The following is an 18569-nucleotide window of genomic DNA, read 5'->3' on the forward strand; positions in this document are numbered from 1 at the left end:
GTTGATTATGTTCTTGCGGAACAATCAACAGAATACGCCACCTAATTTATTTTTCCCATACACCAGATTCGAGCATAACTCATTACATATTGGTTGATACTTTCTGCAGAAAGATAAAAATAATTTCTAGGGAATCCATCAGGAAATGCATTTAAGCGAGTGACAACCGTTGCAATAAGAATGATTAAATAAAATAAATACAAAACAATGGGATAAGTGATTAAAAATATCGGCAGCTTAAATTCTTCACCGTCTTCTTCTTTATCTAATTTTTTAACAAAAATGAGCGCAATGAGTGAAACAATAATGCCGATAAAATTAAAGCGGACGAAAGAGGAGCTGATTAAAGGAAAGAAATCGAAATGGCCCAACAAGGACCATTTATACTCTGCGATGAACGCGATGAGTATCAGAGGAAAAAATAATGCTGCCTTCAATAATAAAGGGTGTGCTTTATACATCTTAAATAAAGAACTGGTGTAATTAAGATGAAAAAAAATAGTCCAAACAAATGAAGTAACAAAGAATAAAAAAAACGCATTTATGAAAAATAATAGCGTTAAAGGGCTAAACCACATCGAGATAAAATGTTCATGCATTGCATTTTCTCAAAAATTACTCCGATTTCATAAGTATAGAATGTCTTCTTTATATTGGCTCTTTCGCGAAACACACTTCAACGAGCACAATCCAGCGCAAAAAATAATCACCTATACTATAAAAAGAAGCAACTGATCTTCTTTTAATCATGAAAAAACAATTTGAAAAGATTTACAAGCGTTTATCGGGGTTAGGCATTAATCCTCAAGAAGTCCCCCCACTGGAAAACAATGATGAGACGATGCAGCATATGGCCTATGTTGATCATTTAAATCATGCGGCATATGAAGCAATTGAAGAACAATACTCCAAATTTGACCCCAATTTCAATATAGATGAGCAGCTTCAATTTTTTAAAAGAATTATAGCGATAAAAAATATCTTAAGAGAACTACAAGTTATTCATAATGAGCTAACAAAAAATTTGTGCGAAAATTCAGAGATATATATACATAATGAAGAAGATATTTCATTAAATGAAAAATACATCCTTCCTGAGTTAAAAGGAAAAAAACCTAAAGAAATCGCACGTGCAAGCTTTTATCAACTCTTAGAGAATATAAAAAATAATAATTCGCTTAGTACAGAAGAGGCAGATTATGTTTACTCGCTCTTAATGCAAATTGTTTCCAGACCCGGAGGGATAAACTTAATTGTCAAACTTAATTACATGTTAACAACCAAAGAGGCTAAGTTAGTTTTAACACCCAGTAATGATTTCGAATGCTCGATGGCAGCAGCTGGATTTGCAAAGATTAATCCAAACTACAGCAGCAAATCCCTTACTCCTGAGCAAGAGCTTAGAACGATTTTAAAGAGAGAAACCATGCCTGGAGTGGGGGCAAAAAAGATACATATCGGTATCGATTTTCGCTATAACGATAAAATTTCCTCTTTGAATTTAGATACTTATGCATCAACTGGAAATGGATTAACTGATGCGGGCCCACCTTTTATTTTATTAGCCCATGAACTGATTCACGGCTTACATAATCTTACCGGCAAAGCACGCTATAATTTTGCGCCTTTTTTTCACGGCCCCCAATACAGTGATGATCCTTTGATGAGTTTATTATACCCGATGAGTTCCTTATTTAGCTTGGGTCCTGCGGCTGAAGAATACTGGACTATTGAAGAGGGTAATTTATGTGAAAATGTAATCCGCAAAGAACACGGTTATTTTTTTAGGACCGGGCATATCAGCGCCGAACCAGGTGGTCGAGGGATTCGAGATCTCTATTATCTTGGATTAGCACGTAGTTATAATATTTCTGATCTAAAACGCTGCCAAGAGTATATCAGTATGCTTGATTTAGAAGAGAGTGACGTTGATGACGTAGTCGTTGACAAACTACTTAAATTTGAAAAATTTAACACTTGGTCTTACTCTTTAATGGACTTAATTCATTTATGTGAAAGCATTTCTACTTACCAACTTAAGAAAATGGAAAAAATTATTGCGCAAATTAAAAATCCAGCAGATGATGCCCCGGATCAGGAAGTAATTTTGCAAGACTTTTTAATGGAAATACAGCCTAAAATAGCTCAACTTTTTATTGCTGTTTTAAAAGATAACCTAGTTGATAAGGACAAAGAAATAGACCCAGATCTGCTCACGAAAGCCCTCACAAAAATTCAAAATATCAATGAACTGTTAAAAGCTTCCGACTTACCCGGCCCGCTTCGTGAGCATTTTGAACAATTTACCAAAGACATAGAGTCAAAAGCCGATCGCCCCTATAGGCTCGTCTTCTAGCGTCATTCATTTTATTGTTGACAACCTGAAGGTCTTAATTTTTTCAAAATCAAATCCATCTCAAAAAAGCACACAACTACCGGCTTTTAGTACATTTTCTTCATTATGCGGAGCAAAATATTGCCCTAACGTTTCTTTATTCAATCGTAGTTTCTAACGCTTTAGGCAACTTTTGAAGATATTTTGGCGTGTAAAGCTCAATTTCTTTGAACTTTGCTCTTCGTGATACGACAAACACTACTATCTAGTCCCGAGGCTTGCCCACGGGATCCCGATCATCCGCAACTTAAAACCTGATGAAAATAAACTAGCTCAGTGACTTTTCGTGCCACTTACAATGAGTTAATATTAAGCACTGTGATTATCTTACCTATTATTAAAACCATTTATTTTTTGAATCCCCCAATGGACTGCAGGTTGGGAAATTCATTATGAGGATATGATAGAGCAATAGAAAAAGACCCTGTTAGTATTTTTGAAAACGAAGCTGTGAAGAGTAAAGACGGATATTTTCCTGAAAATATGTAAATGATTTTTAGGCACTTTCAAGCGAACAAAAAAGAGAGGGACAATGTGCATTTTTAAAGATATTACACACCGTTATTGTCAAAAAATATTGGATGCCTACCAGGCGCAGGTAGATGAAAAGACATATAAAGGTAAAGAGGCTGAATTATTAATTCAAAGAAATGAAATTGCTCGAGATTTAGTCACAACCATTAAAGAAATAGAATTTGAAAATGATTATATTAAATATTTCGATCAGGTTTTAAACACCATTAACGCGAAATTGAAAGAAGTGAGCAATGCTGTTTCAGAATATAACAAAAAATATAAAACTTCGTTCACCACTGATCTTTATGAAACTTTTTTCACTGCAAGCTTGATCAGTTTTATTAACGCATTAAGCAACCTGGTTCAAAGTAGTCCTCAGATCATCCTGAATATCAAGGATGAATCATTATTCACGAGTAAAAAAGAAGCCCCGTGGTTTTATCATTTTTCCTTTGTTTTATATGAATATATTCTTGATAAAGAATTTGAATTCGCGACCACTAAAATCGATAGAGATATTTTTGATGCCAAGAAAACTTTAATCCTTAAATACATTCAAAATGCCGGAAATCTTTTTTCTCGCTATGAAAATGAGAATGAGGCGGAATACCAAGAGCTCATGAAAGTACTTTTAAATAGTCTGTGTTCTGAGGAAAAAGACATTCAACGACGTAAAACAGAAGAAACGAATTCAGGGTATATGTACACTTATTTTTCCCAATCATTTTATAAAGCTTCGGAAAAAATAATGGGGAAAAATCAATTGGGACAAAAAATCGAACTTTTGACTAAGGAGTTTAGTGAAAAATCAATGGGTAAAGAACTAAGTTGTAACTAATCCTTATGGCTACCCTCAATCAAAGGCGGATGGATTATGAAACTATTCGCCTTTGCGACCTTTAATTACACGCAAAATTAGGACTTTCTGCTTCTGGCTTTAATTCATCATTCTCTTCAATTGCACTATTGCTTTCTGGTTCTGGATTGAGCTCATCACTCTCTTTAATTCCATTAGCGTGTTCTGGTTCTGGTTTTAAATCATCATTCTCTTTAATTTCACTGAAGTCTTTCTTAAAGTTGCTGGTTTTTTCGACACCTTTAGTAATTATATTCTTATCAAAATAGGAAGCCACTTTTAAGAAAAATTCACATATTTTCATGAAGACTCGGTTTTTTCGGAAGCAGAAATCCTTCAAAACTTCCGGTTTATGGATAGTATCAATTAGAGTCGTACAAAATTGGGTTAGTTTTTGTTTGTTCATTATTTTATGGGCGGGCTCTGCTCGGTGAAGCTCTCTATCAAGAAGTGATACAAAATGATAAACATCTTTCTTCAATAAGCTCGCTTGATTCAAATGATGCACTTCTCTTCCTTCTTGCTGATATCGAGATCTAAGCGACTCTAATAACCTGCCTCGAAGTCCATAAGTAAAGCCCCCACCTTTAGCCAGCCCCGTCATCTCACTGACTGCATCAATTAATTTCTTAGGTGTCACGTCAATTTTTGTATTCTGATCCAGCAATTCTTTAATATCGTGAGGAACAGTTACTTTTCTACTCTCAGTGCTTTGTTTAGCACAAGCCTGCTCCAAACAGTCTTGTATCATTTTCTGATCAGCTCGGCTGTAATCTTTTATATTCTCTACTATCTTACGAACATCATCCCACCGTTCTTGCTGCACATATAATGGAATTAATTCTCGTTGTACTTCCATATTGTTTTGCATGCCTAATTTTTTTTCTAAAGCGTTTATTTTTTCTGTTGCATCAGCTATCAAATGGAGTTGTGCAATAGCAAGTAATGCATCCGCATCCAGCAACTCCCTAATATCGGAAGGAACAGTCAATTTCCTGCTTTCAGAGCTCACTTTAGAACATGCCACCCCCAAACATTCTTTTATAATATGCTTATCCGTTTCGCTACCTTTGGAATGCCGCAGTATCTCACGAACATCATCCCAACGTTCTTTCTGCACATATAATGGAATTAATTGTCGTTGTACTTCAATATTATTTTGGATTCCTATTTTTTCTAAAGCGTTTATTTTTTCTGTAGGATCCACTATCTGATTAATTCTTGCGAATTCTGCTTTAATTGCTGAATTAACTACCGGAATAATTGAAATTTCTAACAGAGTACTCTCTACTGCACCTTTTGGTAATTTCTGGAGAAGATCCTGGATTTCTTTTGCGGCTGCCCACCATGTTTTTCCATTTTTATGATGAAAAGCCTCGTCTAAGAGTGCATCAATATTTTTATCTTGAGAGCCATATTGCTGTTTTACAAATAAACAATAAGCCTCAGGAGAACAATATGTACTAGGATTAGAAGGATTAAGATCGATTTCTTGGACCTTTTTACGAAGTACCGAATTCATATAGGGGTCTTGTCCAACAACGGCAGTTCCTACAAGACCTATGTTCTTTTTCCAATCGGCAAAAGGAATAGACGCCGACTTCTCCTCTCCCCAAGTCATAATGCGCACATGAACCTTATCCGTTTCTTCATCAAAGTCAATGTCTCGAATAATAAAAAAGTGACCATCCATAAAACGTTGCACGACATTTTGACTATCCGGTGCTCCTTCTTCCGGATTCAAAATATAATTAGCGAGACTTCCAGTGCCAGCAAGTCCCACCATATAGCCATCTTTAATTAGTAAATTTAATTGCTTTACGGCTTCTTTCTCATGGACAGGTATATTCTGTACATGATGATACCCTGCTTGTTTCATCCAACGTTTTATTTCATTATGAGTCGTCACCCCAAAAAGTTGTTTGGCAAGCTCTGGTCCTTCGCTGCTATAACGGATCATAGTATTTTCTGATGAACGGATACCATTCAAAATAATATGATCCGCATCACGAATGTCACTTCCATCCGAGCTTTCTTTTTTGGCCACGCCCTCAGTGACTTCGACGCGTAACACGCCTTCTTTACCAGCAAATTCTTTAAGATCGCAAACCCCTGTAGAGGCCAATTCAGATACTATATGGACGTATTTCATAGGATTAAACAGGGTGATATTGTGCACAAAAGCATTGACCCCACAGACCTGCTCATCCCGTTGATTGATGTAACGAGGATCTAGGACACGCATCATCATTTGTAAGGCTAATAGAGGACGATTAAAATTTTTAAATTTAAGAGGAACATCCTTATCCAAAAAATTATTATCCCCATGATAGGACTTGTACTCACTTTTTATACCTTCTAATAGAGGAAATTCTTTATTGATTGCCTCAATTCCCTCTTGCTCCCCGGTTAGAAAAGCAAACGCTTCCAGCTGTTTTGCTACCGTATATAACTTGGGATTATCTTTATCATACCAATCGCTTTGAGTTGCCCTAAGATGTTCTTGATATTTTTCTAATAGAATTTTTGTTAACTTCTTTACATAAGCATTAGCTAAGAACGCTTCCCCTTCATCTTCGCAAATTTGAGTAATATGATCTAATACATAGAGATACTCTTCCAAAGTACTCGGCGTTCTGTCTCCATCCTTGAGGGTTACCTCAACTGTATGTTGTCCATTGTCTCCAAAAGTAAACGCTTGTGTTAATGCTAGACCCATAACAACCTCACTGAGAACAAATGAATGAGTAGACGCTCTAGAGCAGTAATCACTAAAGGCAGCTCGATCACTTCACTATAAGTAAGTATAGTTAAGGATTTAGTATTTGCGGCGCTTCGGTGTGCTTAGAGAACATCAAATGTGTCGATACAAGCTAGGAGTAGACCAGCGAAACCCCAGAGGGCTGATACAGCCCCCGAAATACAATGTGCTGCTACTTCATATACGGTTGCAAAAAATCAAAAGCTTTTTTAGCATACTGAAGGGGGGGCGCTTTAGCGGGATCTTGCTCTGCCTCTACAATCATCCAACCAGAGTATTGGTATTTTTGCATCATTTTAAAGATGGGAGCAAATTCAAGAGCTCCATCGCCTGGAACAGTGAATACGCCTGCACGTACGGCATCCATAAAGTTCATGTGTTCGTGCTTCACTTTATTCAGCACGTCCGCGCGAATATCCTTTAAATGAACATATAAAATACGCTCATGGTATTTATTGATTAGAGCAAGGGAATCAATATCAGCAAATGCCGCATGTCCGGTATCCAGTAATAACGAGATCAATTGGGGGCTGGTATTTTCCATTAAATAATCAATTTCATGCTCATAAAAAACCCCTGTTCCTGCATGATAGTGATAAACAAGGTGCATATTAAAATCATGGGCAATACGACCCAGAGCATGTAATCCTTGAATCAGCTGTTCCCACTGCTGCTCACTAAATTCAGGTTTATGTGGACTTAGGATAGGAAGTTCTGTTCCTTGAATCGCATGCCCACATTCACATACATTGATAAACGATGCACCCATCGCTCTCATAAAACTTAAATGGTCCATAAAGCGTGATAACGTAGGTTCATATTGTCCTGGCTCAGTAAAAAAGGTACTGAACCACGCACTTGATAAATGTAATCCACGCTCAGCTAATGCTTTTTTTAAAATGGACACATCGCGCGGGTATTTATTCCCTAATTCAGTACCCACATAGCCTGCTTCTGACATTTCCTTAATGCTTTGTTCAAAACTAATCTCTTTACCTAATTCAGGATCATCATCATTGCACCAATTTATTGGTGCAATTCCCAGTTTAATGTGCATAAATAATTTCCTTAATATTCTCTCACTTGTTTCAACTGTTCGCGCATTGCTTGATGCGCATTGGTTACTTCTACAGAATTAGATACCTCGGCAACACCTACACGCCACCAGGTTTGATAACCATGACTCATTGTTTTAGGTAATATGGGTAAGACGATCACTGAAGAATGTTTTTCATGACGTGCCGCATCCATAGCCCCAGCCAATTGCTCGTAAGAATCTACAAAAAAGGTTTTCGCCCCTAACCCCTCGGCGTACTTACAAAAATCAATCGGTAGATATTCTCCAGACAATTGATGGGTTTGTTCTTCCCGATAGCGAAACTCATTACCAAAACCTTGACTGCCCTGACTTTCCTGTAAGTTTCTAATGCATTGAAAACCATGATTATTAAAAAGAATGATCGTCATTTTTTGATGTTCTTGAATGCTGGTTAGCAACTCTGAATGCATCATCACAAAACTCCCATCGCCTACGAATACGTAAACCTCACCCGTATTGTTGGCTTGCGCCAACCGCACGCCTAAACCTGCAGCGACTTCATAACCCATACAAGAATAGGCATATTCCAGATGATAATCTTTGGGTTTTTTGGATTTCCAAAGACGATGCAAGTCACCAGGCAAACTACCTGCTGCGCAGATAATCACATCCTCTTCCGTTACCATCTCGTTTAACAGTCCAAGCACTTTGGTTTGCGATAACCCCTGTTGCTCAGCATCAGTCACGGCAGCAATACGTTTTAATTCCTGTTGCCATTCGTTCTGATAGTGTTGTACGCCTTGCTGATATTCTTTAGATGTTTGATAACTTGCTAATTTCTTCCCTATTTGCTCTAAACCTGTTTTCGCATCGCCCTTTAACATCAAACCATTCATTTTGATCGCATCAAAGCGCGAGATATTTAGATGAATGATACGGCTCTCTTCATTTTTAAAACCCCATTTGGATGCGGTAGTAAAATCTTGTAGCCGTGAGCCAATCACTAAAATAACGTCCGCTTGCGCAGCAAGAATATTCGCTACTTCCGAGCCAGTGACGCCTATTCCCCCCACATTCATGGGATGACTCGCTGGCAATGCACTTTTTCCAGCCTGGGTTTCCGCGACTGGAATTTTGTGATGTGCTGCAAATTGCGCTAAAACCTGGGTAGCCAATGAATAATGCACCCCTCCTCCTGCAATAATGAGTGGTTTTTTTGCTTTTAGAAGCAGTTGGCTTGCTTCTTCAAGGGCGCGCTCACTAACGGATTCTCTATCAATATGCCAAAACCGTTTGTTAAAAAAAGAGGCCTCATAATCGTATGCCTCGGATTGCACATCTTGTGGCAGACATAGGGTGACTGTACCCGTTTCAGCAGGATCAGTTAAAACCCTCATCGCGTTGAGGCATGCCGTCATCAATTGCTCCGGCCGAGCAATCCGGTCCCAATATTTACTGACGGGTTTGAAACAATCATTTACCGATAGGGTGTAATCGTAGGCCACTTCAAGTTGCTGTAATACGGGATCTGGCTGTCTGCAGCTGAATGTATCGCCTGGAAGCAACAGCAAAGGAATTCTGTTCGTAGTTGCTGTTGCCGCAGCCGTAATCATATTGGTCGCCCCCGGTCCTATAGATGAGGTACAGGCAAAAATACTTAATCTGTTTTTTTGTTTTGCATAAGCGGTAGCAGCATGAGCCATTCCTTGTTCATTATGGCCTTGGTAATAAGTCAAACCATAATTATCGTATTCAAGAGCCTCACCTAAACCCGTGACATTACCATGACCAAAAATTCCAAATACCCCTGCGACAAATTGATGTTCTTTACTGTCCATGACTACATATTGATTCGCTAAAAACCGTAATAAAGCCTGAGCCATTGTTAATCGAATTTTCATAAACATCCTTTCGTATTATTTATTTTTCCGAACATTACCCTCTTCCTTCCATACCCGATTATTCGCTTTACTGGTTCTCGTCCATTCATGCTCTTTAACAAAAGTCGGTATCGTATAGGGGTTGTCCTTTAAATGCCGTATAAACCAAAGAGTATAAAGCGCATATCCTGGCGCCGCACAGTGAGCATGACTCTGCCCCTTTGCAATGTGATAGGTATCATAATTCTCGATGCGCAAGATCTCTTTCCCATTCTCCCCAAATGCATAGCCTTGAGGTTCAGAAAAACGGTAATGGTAGATTTCAGGTTGGTCATGATAATGGGAGGGATAACTTGACCAACGTCCTTGGAACGTAATGATTTCGCCCACCACTAAATTAGACTCGGGTCTATTGCGCTTATCAAATACTGTCCTCACAATGCGGTAAGAGCTGTCCTCCAAAATATCTTTTCCGCGATTATCCAATTCTAAAAGATTCGCGTGGTTAAATAATAAAGGAGCAAAGGAAGCGTCATTCTCAGTTTCAATCAACAAAATCTCACAATCGCTCAAGGCTTCAACCGAGGCAATTTGGCCTGAAGGGCAATGTAAAACAATAGGTTCTTGAGAAAAATAATCGTAACGCTCCGCATGTTGGCTTTGATGTGCATAATGAAATACGACTTTTCCAATCATTAACAATGCCGCAAACTCGTACTGCTCATTAAATAAATATTTTTGTCCAGCATCTAATTTAAGCGAGCTAAAATTCATACCGCTATCGGAGAGGGGATCCATAGTAACAATTGCATTCGCTCCCCGAGCAAAACCTTGTGGGTTTTTAATCAAAATCTGTGGATTACGCGCCACGTTTTTTTGATGTAATTGACTCAAATAAGCACTGTTCCAAATCTGCGGCTGTGCATCAAAATGTTGAATAAAATAGTCTAATTCTTCTTTATAGGGTATGGCTGGAGCACAACCATGACGGGTAACGACTAAAGCGCCACTGGCATTTGCATGAGTCGTAGCGAGCTCCCAAGATCCTCCTTGTAACAACGCAGATAAGAGACCCGCCATGAATCCATCGCCGGCTCCCAATACATTAAGGACTTCAACAGGAAATGGTTTAGAGGATAAAGGTTGGCTGTTGCCCGCAAAATATACCTCAGCCCCTTTTTCACCTCGCTTGAGCACTACAGGAGCCTGAGTCAATGCTCTGATGTTCTTAAGCGCCGTATGAACCTCATCACTCCCGCCCGCGATACAAATTTCCTCTTCAGTACCGACGATTAAATCACAAAAAGGCACGATGCCTTGGTAGGTTTTACTTACTTTCTGACTCGAGCAGTATCGCGTTTCTCCATTCCCACGCGCGGTCAAGCCCCAAAGCACGGGACGGTAATCCAGATCGAGCACTACGGCAGTTTCCGTGTGTCTTGCAAGCTGAATCACTTCTTCTGTAGTGTGCAACATGGCATCTGTCGATAATCCTGTGCCGGTGATTAAAATGGCTTTGGCTTGTTGTAATATGTCTTTGTTAATGTGCGTCGATTTAATTTGCATGTCGGCGCAATCAGTACGATAAAACATTAAGGGAAATTCATTAGGGGGCTTAATGCCCAGCAAGACGAGTCCAGTCAAATGATTTTCGGTTTCATAGAGCAAATCAGTATTGACACCCTCAAGTTCTAATTCATGTTTTAAAAATCGCCCCATCTCATCCTGGCCAACACAAGAAAACATCATGCACTTCAACCCAAGACGTGCTACGCCTACAGCAATATTTCCTGCGCAACCGCCTAAATATTTTCTAAAACTCTGTGCCTCACCGAGGGATACACCAATTTGCTCTGCATACAGATCAACAGCCACACGTCCCATACAAATCAAATCAACAGGTCTTTTCACATCATAATAAAATGGTGGATAAGTCATAGGTCCTCAACTCAAAGAAACAGGCAATTTTGTCACTAAAGATTGTTTCGCTGCTTGTGCAATACGCAAAGCCTGTAAACCATCCCTTCCAGAAACTGGACTTGGGCTGTTATGAAGCCAGGCATTGTAGAAAGAATCTAATTCTGCCCTAAAAGCTTGATGATAGCGTTCTAGAAAAAAGTATTCAGGATTCGCTTGCTCTGTGACTGCATTGGCGTAATGCATCACCGAATGCTTCAAATGATTATTTGCTATTAGCATCCCTTCTTTGCCAAATACCTCAATCCGTTGATCATATCCATAAACGGCCTGACGACTGTTATCAATTACTCCTAATGCCCCATTAGCAAAACGCATTTGGATAATTGCTGTATCGATATCGTCCAATGCTTCAAAATCAGGATTAATCAGCACAGCACCCGTCGCATACACTTCAACGACTTCGGATTGAGTCAGAAAACGTGCCATATCAAAATCATGGATGGTCATATCCAGAAACAGGCCGCCTGAGGTTGCACAATATTCTTTAGTAGGACAAACCGGATCGCGAGAAGTAATTTTAACAAGATGCACTGCACCAATTTCACCTGCTTGTACTTGTCTTTGTAAATGGGAAAAACTGGGGTCAAATCGACGGTTAAAGCCAAGTTGTAGTAACGTATTGTTCGCCTGAATTGTTTTTAGTACCTCCAAAATTTCTTCTTCATGCAAGCCAATTGGTTTTTCACAGAAAATAGCCTTGCCCGCTTCGCTTACTGCTTTAATCTGTTCCACATGTAAATTCGATGGGGAAGCAATCAAAATGGCATCTAAATTGGGATGCGCAAGCACTTCCTCAAATTGAGTATATTGACCGGTAATAGACAATTTATCCGCCCATGCTTTATTCAGATAAGGATCAGCTATCGCTTGTAACTCAAATTGAGGCAAATGATATTTGATATTTTCGGCGTGCAATTTACCGATTCGTCCCGCACCAATGATTCCTATACGACACATTCTTTGTAGATTTGTACTGTCCATTTCTAATCTCTCACTAATTCAAATTCGTTTGTTTTTATTCCCGATAATTCTTGACCTATATCTCTGATTTTCTTACCCGCCAACAAATTTTTTTCTATTTCCTCCAGGGAAGTTCCCGTTGTCTCGGGTACAAAATAATAAATAAAGAAAAAAGCCGCAAAGCATAATGAACCAAATAAAACAAAAGTAAGTACGCCTAAATTTTGGTAAATTGCTAAGAAGGAGATCGAGACTACAAAATTAGCCCCCCATTGCACCACCGTGGCAATACTCATCGCTAAACCACGGACAGATACAGGATAAATTTCAGAGATCAGGACCCAGAATAAAGAACCAACACTAATGCAATAACCCATCACATAGATTGATAAAGCACCCAAAATCCAAAATTTTTGACTCGGCACTTCCATATTAAATAACAAGCCAACCGCAAAAAGACTCAGTGCCGCAATAAGCGTACCGGCTAACAATAAAAAACGTCGACCTAGTTTATCAACATAGAATAAAGTCAATAATGTAAATAAAAAATTAACAACCCCCATGCAAAAAGTAGCTAAAATCGCATTGGAAATCGGATAAAATCCGGCTGATTCAAAGATCACCGGCCCGTAATACATCACCGCATTTATCCCTGAAAATTGTTGAAATATTCCCAAAGCGATTCCTACTGAAAGAACAAAAATAATGGGTGGCTTAATTAAAAGATTAAATTTGGGCTGAACCGTAGTTAAGTTTCGCTGAATTTCATCAATTTCTTTTTGAACGTTATAACCCGCAGGACGAATCCTTTTTAAGGCATGCATTGCCTTATCGATGCCATATTTTTTCATGAGCCAACGCGGTGAATGAGGAACAAAATGCATTCCTACAAATAAAACCAAGGCAGGAATAGTGCCCATAGCAAATAAAAATCGCCAGCTGTTTGCAGAGTAATCATGAAAGAAATAGCCAATTAAATAGGCGATAGCCTGACCAAAAGTAATCGCTAAGCCATTTATTAATATTAAAGTTCCTCTGCGATTTGGTGGAGCGATTTCGGCGATAAATAATGGTGCAATATAAGAAGCAATGCCAATACAAATGCCGATGATGAATCGCCCCATTAATAAAAGCGTGAGATCATGCGTCAGTGCGCAAAGAAGGGTTCCAAAAATAAAACCCAAAGCAACTGTTTTTAACAGATAACGCCGACTGAGTTTATCCGCAAAGAGTCCGCTGAAAGGAATACCCAAAACGCAACCGAGTAAACTGATACTCACCACCTCAGACCATTGCCATTCTGAGAGAGATAATTGGACCATGACCTGATCCTTCACATCGGCAATCACACTGGAATCAAAACCAAATAAAAAGCCACCGAATCCGGCAATCAAGGCAACAAAAAAAACAAATGAATTAACTCCTTCATTCATAGTATCACTTTCCTTAGCGTTACTTAATCGCTGCTGATGTTATCACCGTATATGGTGAATAAATAGATGGTAAGTAAGAATAAATCGCACTGAGGTTTACCCTTGAAATTTTAATAGACCCTTTCACTATAAAGTGTGATCAAGGCAAAAAGAAATTCCTTTTGCAAAGTAAGGCGTCAATCCCTCATCCTCCCTTAGACGGCTTCTCCCCAATGGAGAGAAGGGAAATTATCCGCATATATTATTTGCTAGACTTATGCACTCCCAAAAGTTGTATCAGCTACTTTCTTCTTATAAACTCTGTTCGGCAACATTCACATTTTAAAATAATGAGCCCTATGCTTAGCCAAATGACTGATCATTTTCGGGTAAGCACGAGATTATGTAAATGGACAGGGTCGGTTATCAATCAACAAGGAATGTATAATGAGTACATATCAATTGTTTAGAAAAATGATCATCATTTTTTATTTAGGAAGCGTTGTCTTATTCCTTGGTTCTTGTGCAGGCAATAAAAACTCCATTCCCCAGAATGTCGGTGGTGAAGAATATGGAACAAACGACTATGGTGGATGGCGTTAAAGGGAAATTTGACCTCAATAGCCTTGTCAGTCAAAATAATTAACTCTCTTTTGTTTCTATTTTTAAAGGACATTTACTTCTTATGAGAATTCATTTGTTCCTGTTTGCCTTAGTCTATTGTGCCGTTGTTCAAGCACAACCGATGATTGCTTTTGAACGTAATGGTTCCATTTGGACTGCCTGCCTTGATGGCAGTCAAGCCCAAAAAGTAACCCAGGGTTACATCCCAGAAATTTCTCCTGACGGGAAATATATTGCCTACAATGTAATGTATAATAGCCCATCAGGAAACCGTTACCTTGCTGTAGTAGAGCTTGCATCCGGTAAGGTAACCCAATTGAACAATATGCCTTCTGCAAATAATTTCAATCCGGTATGGTCGCCTGATAGTAAAAAATTACTGTTCAATACATTTGTAGGCAGTCATTGGCATCTGGCCTTAATCAATATCGATGGCAGTGGTTATCGCATCATCAAGAATACTGAAGATGAATACAGCCCTGCGTGGGCTGCAGATGGAAAATCTTTTCTCAGTCATGATATTGAAACAATTTATTGGATGGATTTTGAAGGTAATCTAATAAAAAAATGGCCACTCAATGCAATAATTCCTCACGGCATGATGAGCAGTGGCTCCCGTATTCACGTCTCTCCCAATGGAAAAACATTGATTATGGACGTAGATATGGATGAAAACATCCACAGGAAAAACTGGGATGAACCTCCGCCGGCCATTTGGACACTTGAGCTTGCATCAGGGAAGACCATGAGAATTACTCCTAAAGGTATGCTGGCGTGGAGTCCTTTTTGGATTAATTCTGAAACATTTGTTTTTCTGGAACAAGGTTTACAAGAGAACTCCCCTTCATTGCATCGTGGGTCGCTAACAAATCCTTCCGAATCACGCTTATTAAAGAATGTGCAAACGCCCAGCGTTTCCCACTAATTTATAACTATTTTCTCAAGTCTTTTAAGAATAACCCGTATGAGTTACTCATAATGCGGGATTTTCTTGTACATGCTAAATGAGCCCTATTTGCTGCAGTGCAGTAAAAAATTACTCATCAAACGATGTTTTTTTGTTTTATCTACTATACTCTCTAATAATTAGGCTTGGTATTTACACAGGTTGTATTAAAAATGTACTCTTCGTTGTATTCATTTCACACAATTTTCCATCAAATTATTGAGCATAAAAATAAAAATCCTCAAAAAGTTGCCTATCGATTTATCAATAAGGACAGCGAGTCGGGTTACATAACCTACGATGAGTTGTGTCGCCAGGTATTTCATTTGGGGTACCAAATCCAGCAAAGAACCAACCCCCAAGACCGAGTAATACTTTGTGCGCAACCTGGTTTGGATTTTATTGTGGGCTTTTATGCGTGTCTCGCTACAGGAACGATAGCAGTCCCATTGATCCCCCCTCTCAATAAAATGATGATAAATCGATTTTTACATATTATTAATAATGTAGAAGCTCAATTAATTTTATTTGATAAAAAAACGTCACACATGCTGCATATAGATCAAAAGTCCAATCAGTTTATGCCACATTTATTAAAGCCGTTTCTAAGGGTATCAAGTATCCATGAACATTTATTTAATCAACTGAAAGATACACCTCTTAATACCTTATTTATTGACCCATCGCATGAAGTAAATCCACCATCAGAAATTGTCTATCCCTGTGCAGAAAACGATGTCGCATTCATTCAATATACTTCTGGATCTACTTCTGATCCCAAAGGTGTTTTAGTTACTCATGCTAATCTTATGCATAACTCCAGCATTATTAAAGAAATGTGTCAAAATTCTGAAAAGAACTCTGAAGACGTAATTACCTACTCCTGGCTCCCCCCTTATCATGATATGGGGCTAATTGCGGGAATTATCCAACCAACTTATGCTGGTGGAACCTCTATTATATTACCAACCTTAGACTTTATTCAGCGCCCTGCTCGTTGGGTTGAGGGAATCTCCAAATACCGTTGCAATCTCACCGGGGGACCTAATTTTGCTTATGAGTTATGTGCGTTAAAAACTCCTGAAGACTTGCTGAATCAGCTGGATTTAAGTTGTTTACTTACTGCGGCCAATGGGGCAGAGCCAATTCACTATAAAACAATGGAACTATTTTATAATACTTTTGCTAAAGCAGGCCTCAAACGAAATGTCTTCTTACCCTGTTATGGCTTGGCTGAGTCTACACTGATGGTATCTGGTAAATCATGTTTGACTGACGATATAACCTTTTCAGTCAATAAGAAAAAATTAAAACATAATCTTGTTGAGGCATGTGAGATCGAAACAGAAAAAACGGTTCTTGTCAGTTCCGGAACACCACGAATGCCTTTAAAAATAGTGAATCCCGTTGATCAGAACGAATGTGCGTCCTTAGAAATTGGTGAAATTTGGGTACAAAGTCGGTCTGTAGCAAAAGGTTATTACAATAACCCAGATGAAACAGAGAAAGCATTTCATGCGCGTCTAAAAAATAACCCAGATCAAGGGCATTATCTGCGGACAGGTGATCTTGGTTTTTTATATCAGAATGAGCTGTATGTATGTGGGCGAATAAAAAATATGATCATTATTCGTGGCCAAAATTATTATCCCCATGATATTGAATTAGCTGTTGCTCATGCCGATCCCTCAATTCGCAAAAGCTGCGTTGTTGCCTATGCCAATCAATTTAATGATGAAGAAGGAGTAGTTATTGTCGCTGAGGTAAAAGCAAATACTGAGCCGCACTCCTATCCTGAAATGACCACTAAGATCAATCAAATGCTCGCCCAGGAAATTCATCTTGCAGCAAAACAAATCCTATTAGTACCTCCCAAATCAATTCCTAAGACCACAAGTGGTAAATTACAGCGAATCAAATGCAAAGAACTCATAGAGGAAAATAAAATTACCCCTTTATTCTCCTATTGTGCAACAGATGATTTAAAAGAAAATAATTTGTCTTATCAAAAATTGGAAAATCAACTGATGTCCATTCTTGAAGATACGCCAGAGGATAAACGCCCACAACTTTTGCAAAATTATCTGCAACAGCTCGTTAAAGACATAGCGCATTTACCTCAAGAGACGGTGATTGATCCAACTCGTCGTTTTTTGGAACTGGGCCTCGACTCTGTAATGTTCATTGAATTCAAAAACACGCTGCAAAAGCTTTTAGGAGATACGATTACTCTAACGAATGAGGTATTTTTTGAAAACGATCACATTGCATCGCTGAGTCATTATCTTTTAGAGCAACTGCAATTTAAAAAACCGATTGCACAATCGTTCCCCGCTAAAAATTTGCCTCAGGATATCCATTTTGAGGGCGGAGAACATGCCGTCTTATTATTATATGGGCTTAGTGGTACGCCGCTTGAATTAATGTATTTAGCCAGAAATCTCAATCAACAAGGTTATAGCATTGAAATTCCTCATATTGATGGCTATGCCTATCTTAAAGATAAAAACACGAATGTCCCTCATGAAGAATGGATAGAATCAATAGCTCGCTATTTTCAGCGCATGAAAAAAAAATATAAAACCGTTTCAGTTGGAGGGTTATGCGTTGGTTCTATTCTCAGTCTGAAACTTGCTGCATTGTTTCCCTCACAGGTTAAATCGTTGATCATTCTTTCCCCCTCCTTTTTTTATGATGGTTGGGCCGTGCCCTGGTATTCCTTTTTATCGCCGATTATTTATCACACGCCGCTGAAATATTTTTTTTATTATAAAGAAAAGGCACCCTATGGCATTAAAAATGAAGAAACAAGAAAAATGATTGAAGATGAAATGCAGGAAAATCGATACTCCATTACAGGTGGCTCAAAAATATCCTATTACCGGCTCTATGAGGCACAGCGATTAAACAAAAACGTGAAACGACATTTAGCGAATATCAATTGTCCCATACTGATGATCCATGCCGCTGAAGATGAAACGGCAAGTGTTCGAAATGTACGATTTCTAGAAAAAAAGATTCAATCTAAGACTAAGAAAAAAGTCATTTTAACTAACAGTTATCATATTGTTACAGCAGATAACGACAAAGATATAGTCGTTGATGAAACCATTAACTTTCTGAGACAAAATGTAACTGAATGATGTCTTCTTGAATGGGGTGGTTTTAAGGGTACATTCATGATAGCTTTAAGAAATCAA

12 protein-coding genes are annotated in these 18569 nt (G+C 38.6%); 5 read left to right on the forward strand and 7 right to left on the reverse strand.

Annotated features, from left to right (window positions below; genetic code table 11):
* Positions 1-41: 41 nt before the first annotated feature.
* Entirely contained in the window at positions 42-599 is a 558-nt protein-coding gene (locus tag ACF8MK_RS03865) for a hypothetical protein (RefSeq protein WP_392538249.1), read from the reverse strand.
* Positions 600-748: 149 nt separating this feature from the next.
* On the opposite strand from ACF8MK_RS03865, the gene ACF8MK_RS03870 reads away from it, so the two are divergent.
* Together ACF8MK_RS03870 and ACF8MK_RS03875 are read left to right on the forward strand one after the other, a co-directional pair.
* Entirely contained in the window at positions 749-2356 is a 1608-nt protein-coding gene (locus ACF8MK_RS03870; protein WP_392538250.1) for a hypothetical protein, read from the forward strand.
* 571 nt (positions 2357-2927) lie between these two features.
* Positions 2928-3749 (forward strand): hypothetical protein, encoded by an 822-nt coding sequence (locus ACF8MK_RS03875; protein WP_392538251.1) that lies wholly within the window; start codon positions 2928-2930, stop codon positions 3747-3749.
* Positions 3750-3810: 61 nt separating this feature from the next.
* On the opposite strand, the gene ACF8MK_RS03880 is transcribed toward ACF8MK_RS03875, so the two are convergent.
* The 6 genes from ACF8MK_RS03880 to ACF8MK_RS03905 form a co-directional block, all read right to left on the reverse strand.
* Positions 3811-6486 carry a hypothetical protein gene (locus tag ACF8MK_RS03880; protein WP_392538252.1) on the reverse strand — a complete coding sequence of 892 codons (2676 nt, stop codon included), beginning with the start codon at positions 6484-6486 and terminating at the stop codon, positions 3811-3813.
* Between the two features lie 214 nt (positions 6487-6700).
* Entirely contained in the window at positions 6701-7585 is an 885-nt protein-coding gene (gene iolE / locus ACF8MK_RS03885; RefSeq protein ID WP_392538253.1) for a myo-inosose-2 dehydratase, read from the reverse strand.
* A gap of 11 nt (positions 7586-7596) precedes the next feature.
* A complete protein-coding gene (gene iolD / locus ACF8MK_RS03890; RefSeq protein ID WP_392538254.1) occupies positions 7597-9468 on the reverse strand; it encodes a 3D-(3,5/4)-trihydroxycyclohexane-1,2-dione acylhydrolase (decyclizing) in 1872 nt (623 codons plus the stop codon).
* 15 nt (positions 9469-9483) lie between these two features.
* Positions 9484-11385 carry a 5-dehydro-2-deoxygluconokinase gene (iolC, locus tag ACF8MK_RS03895; protein ID WP_392538255.1) on the reverse strand — a complete coding sequence of 634 codons (1902 nt, stop codon included), beginning with the start codon at positions 11383-11385 and terminating at the stop codon, positions 9484-9486.
* Positions 11386-11391: 6 nt separating this feature from the next.
* Positions 11392-12408, reverse strand: coding sequence for an inositol 2-dehydrogenase (iolG, locus tag ACF8MK_RS03900; protein WP_392538256.1), 1017 nt, complete (start codon positions 12406-12408; stop codon positions 11392-11394).
* A 2-nt stretch (positions 12409-12410) separates the two neighbouring features.
* Positions 12411-13820 (reverse strand): sugar porter family MFS transporter, encoded by a 1410-nt coding sequence (locus tag ACF8MK_RS03905; RefSeq protein WP_392538257.1) that lies wholly within the window; start codon positions 13818-13820, stop codon positions 12411-12413.
* A 426-nt stretch (positions 13821-14246) separates the two neighbouring features.
* Between ACF8MK_RS03905 and ACF8MK_RS03910 the strand changes: the two genes are divergently transcribed.
* The 3 genes from ACF8MK_RS03910 (at position 14247) to ACF8MK_RS03920 (ending at position 18512) form a co-directional block, all read left to right on the forward strand.
* Entirely contained in the window at positions 14247-14402 is a 156-nt protein-coding gene (locus tag ACF8MK_RS03910) for a hypothetical protein (protein ID WP_265701932.1), read from the forward strand.
* A gap of 82 nt (positions 14403-14484) precedes the next feature.
* Positions 14485-15348, forward strand: coding sequence for a translocation protein TolB (locus ACF8MK_RS03915; protein ID WP_392538258.1), 864 nt, complete (start codon positions 14485-14487; stop codon positions 15346-15348).
* Positions 15349-15542: 194 nt separating this feature from the next.
* Positions 15543-18512 (forward strand): alpha/beta fold hydrolase, encoded by a 2970-nt coding sequence (locus tag ACF8MK_RS03920; protein WP_392538259.1) that lies wholly within the window; start codon positions 15543-15545, stop codon positions 18510-18512.
* Positions 18513-18569: the final 57 nt, after the last annotated feature.

Source organism: Legionella sp. 227, from assembly GCF_043161935.1.
Lineage (GTDB): Bacteria > Pseudomonadota > Gammaproteobacteria > Legionellales > Legionellaceae > Legionella > Legionella sheltonii.

Bases quoted from the DNA above. Each gene is read 5' to 3' on its own strand.
- iolE (WP_392538253.1), bottom strand. From the start codon at position 7,585: ATGCACATTAAACTGGGAATTGCACCAATAAATTGGTGCAATGATGAT.
- ACF8MK_RS03915 (WP_392538258.1), top strand. From the start codon at position 14,485: ATGAGAATTCATTTGTTCCTGTTTGCCTTAGTCTATTGTGCCGTTGTT.
- iolC (WP_392538255.1), bottom strand. From the start codon at position 11,385: ATGACTTATCCACCATTTTATTATGATGTGAAAAGACCTGTTGATTTG.
- ACF8MK_RS03910 (WP_265701932.1), top strand. From the start codon at position 14,247: ATGAGTACATATCAATTGTTTAGAAAAATGATCATCATTTTTTATTTA.
- ACF8MK_RS03875 (WP_392538251.1), top strand. From the start codon at position 2,928: ATGTGCATTTTTAAAGATATTACACACCGTTATTGTCAAAAAATATTG.
- ACF8MK_RS03865 (WP_392538249.1), bottom strand. From the start codon at position 599: ATGCATGAACATTTTATCTCGATGTGGTTTAGCCCTTTAACGCTATTA.
- iolG (WP_392538256.1), bottom strand. From the start codon at position 12,408: ATGGACAGTACAAATCTACAAAGAATGTGTCGTATAGGAATCATTGGT.
- ACF8MK_RS03870 (WP_392538250.1), top strand. From the start codon at position 749: ATGAAAAAACAATTTGAAAAGATTTACAAGCGTTTATCGGGGTTAGGC.
- ACF8MK_RS03920 (WP_392538259.1), top strand. From the start codon at position 15,543: ATGTACTCTTCGTTGTATTCATTTCACACAATTTTCCATCAAATTATT.
- ACF8MK_RS03880 (WP_392538252.1), bottom strand. From the start codon at position 6,486: ATGGGTCTAGCATTAACACAAGCGTTTACTTTTGGAGACAATGGACAA.
- iolD (WP_392538254.1), bottom strand. From the start codon at position 9,468: ATGAAAATTCGATTAACAATGGCTCAGGCTTTATTACGGTTTTTAGCG.
- ACF8MK_RS03905 (WP_392538257.1), bottom strand. From the start codon at position 13,820: ATGAATGAAGGAGTTAATTCATTTGTTTTTTTTGTTGCCTTGATTGCC.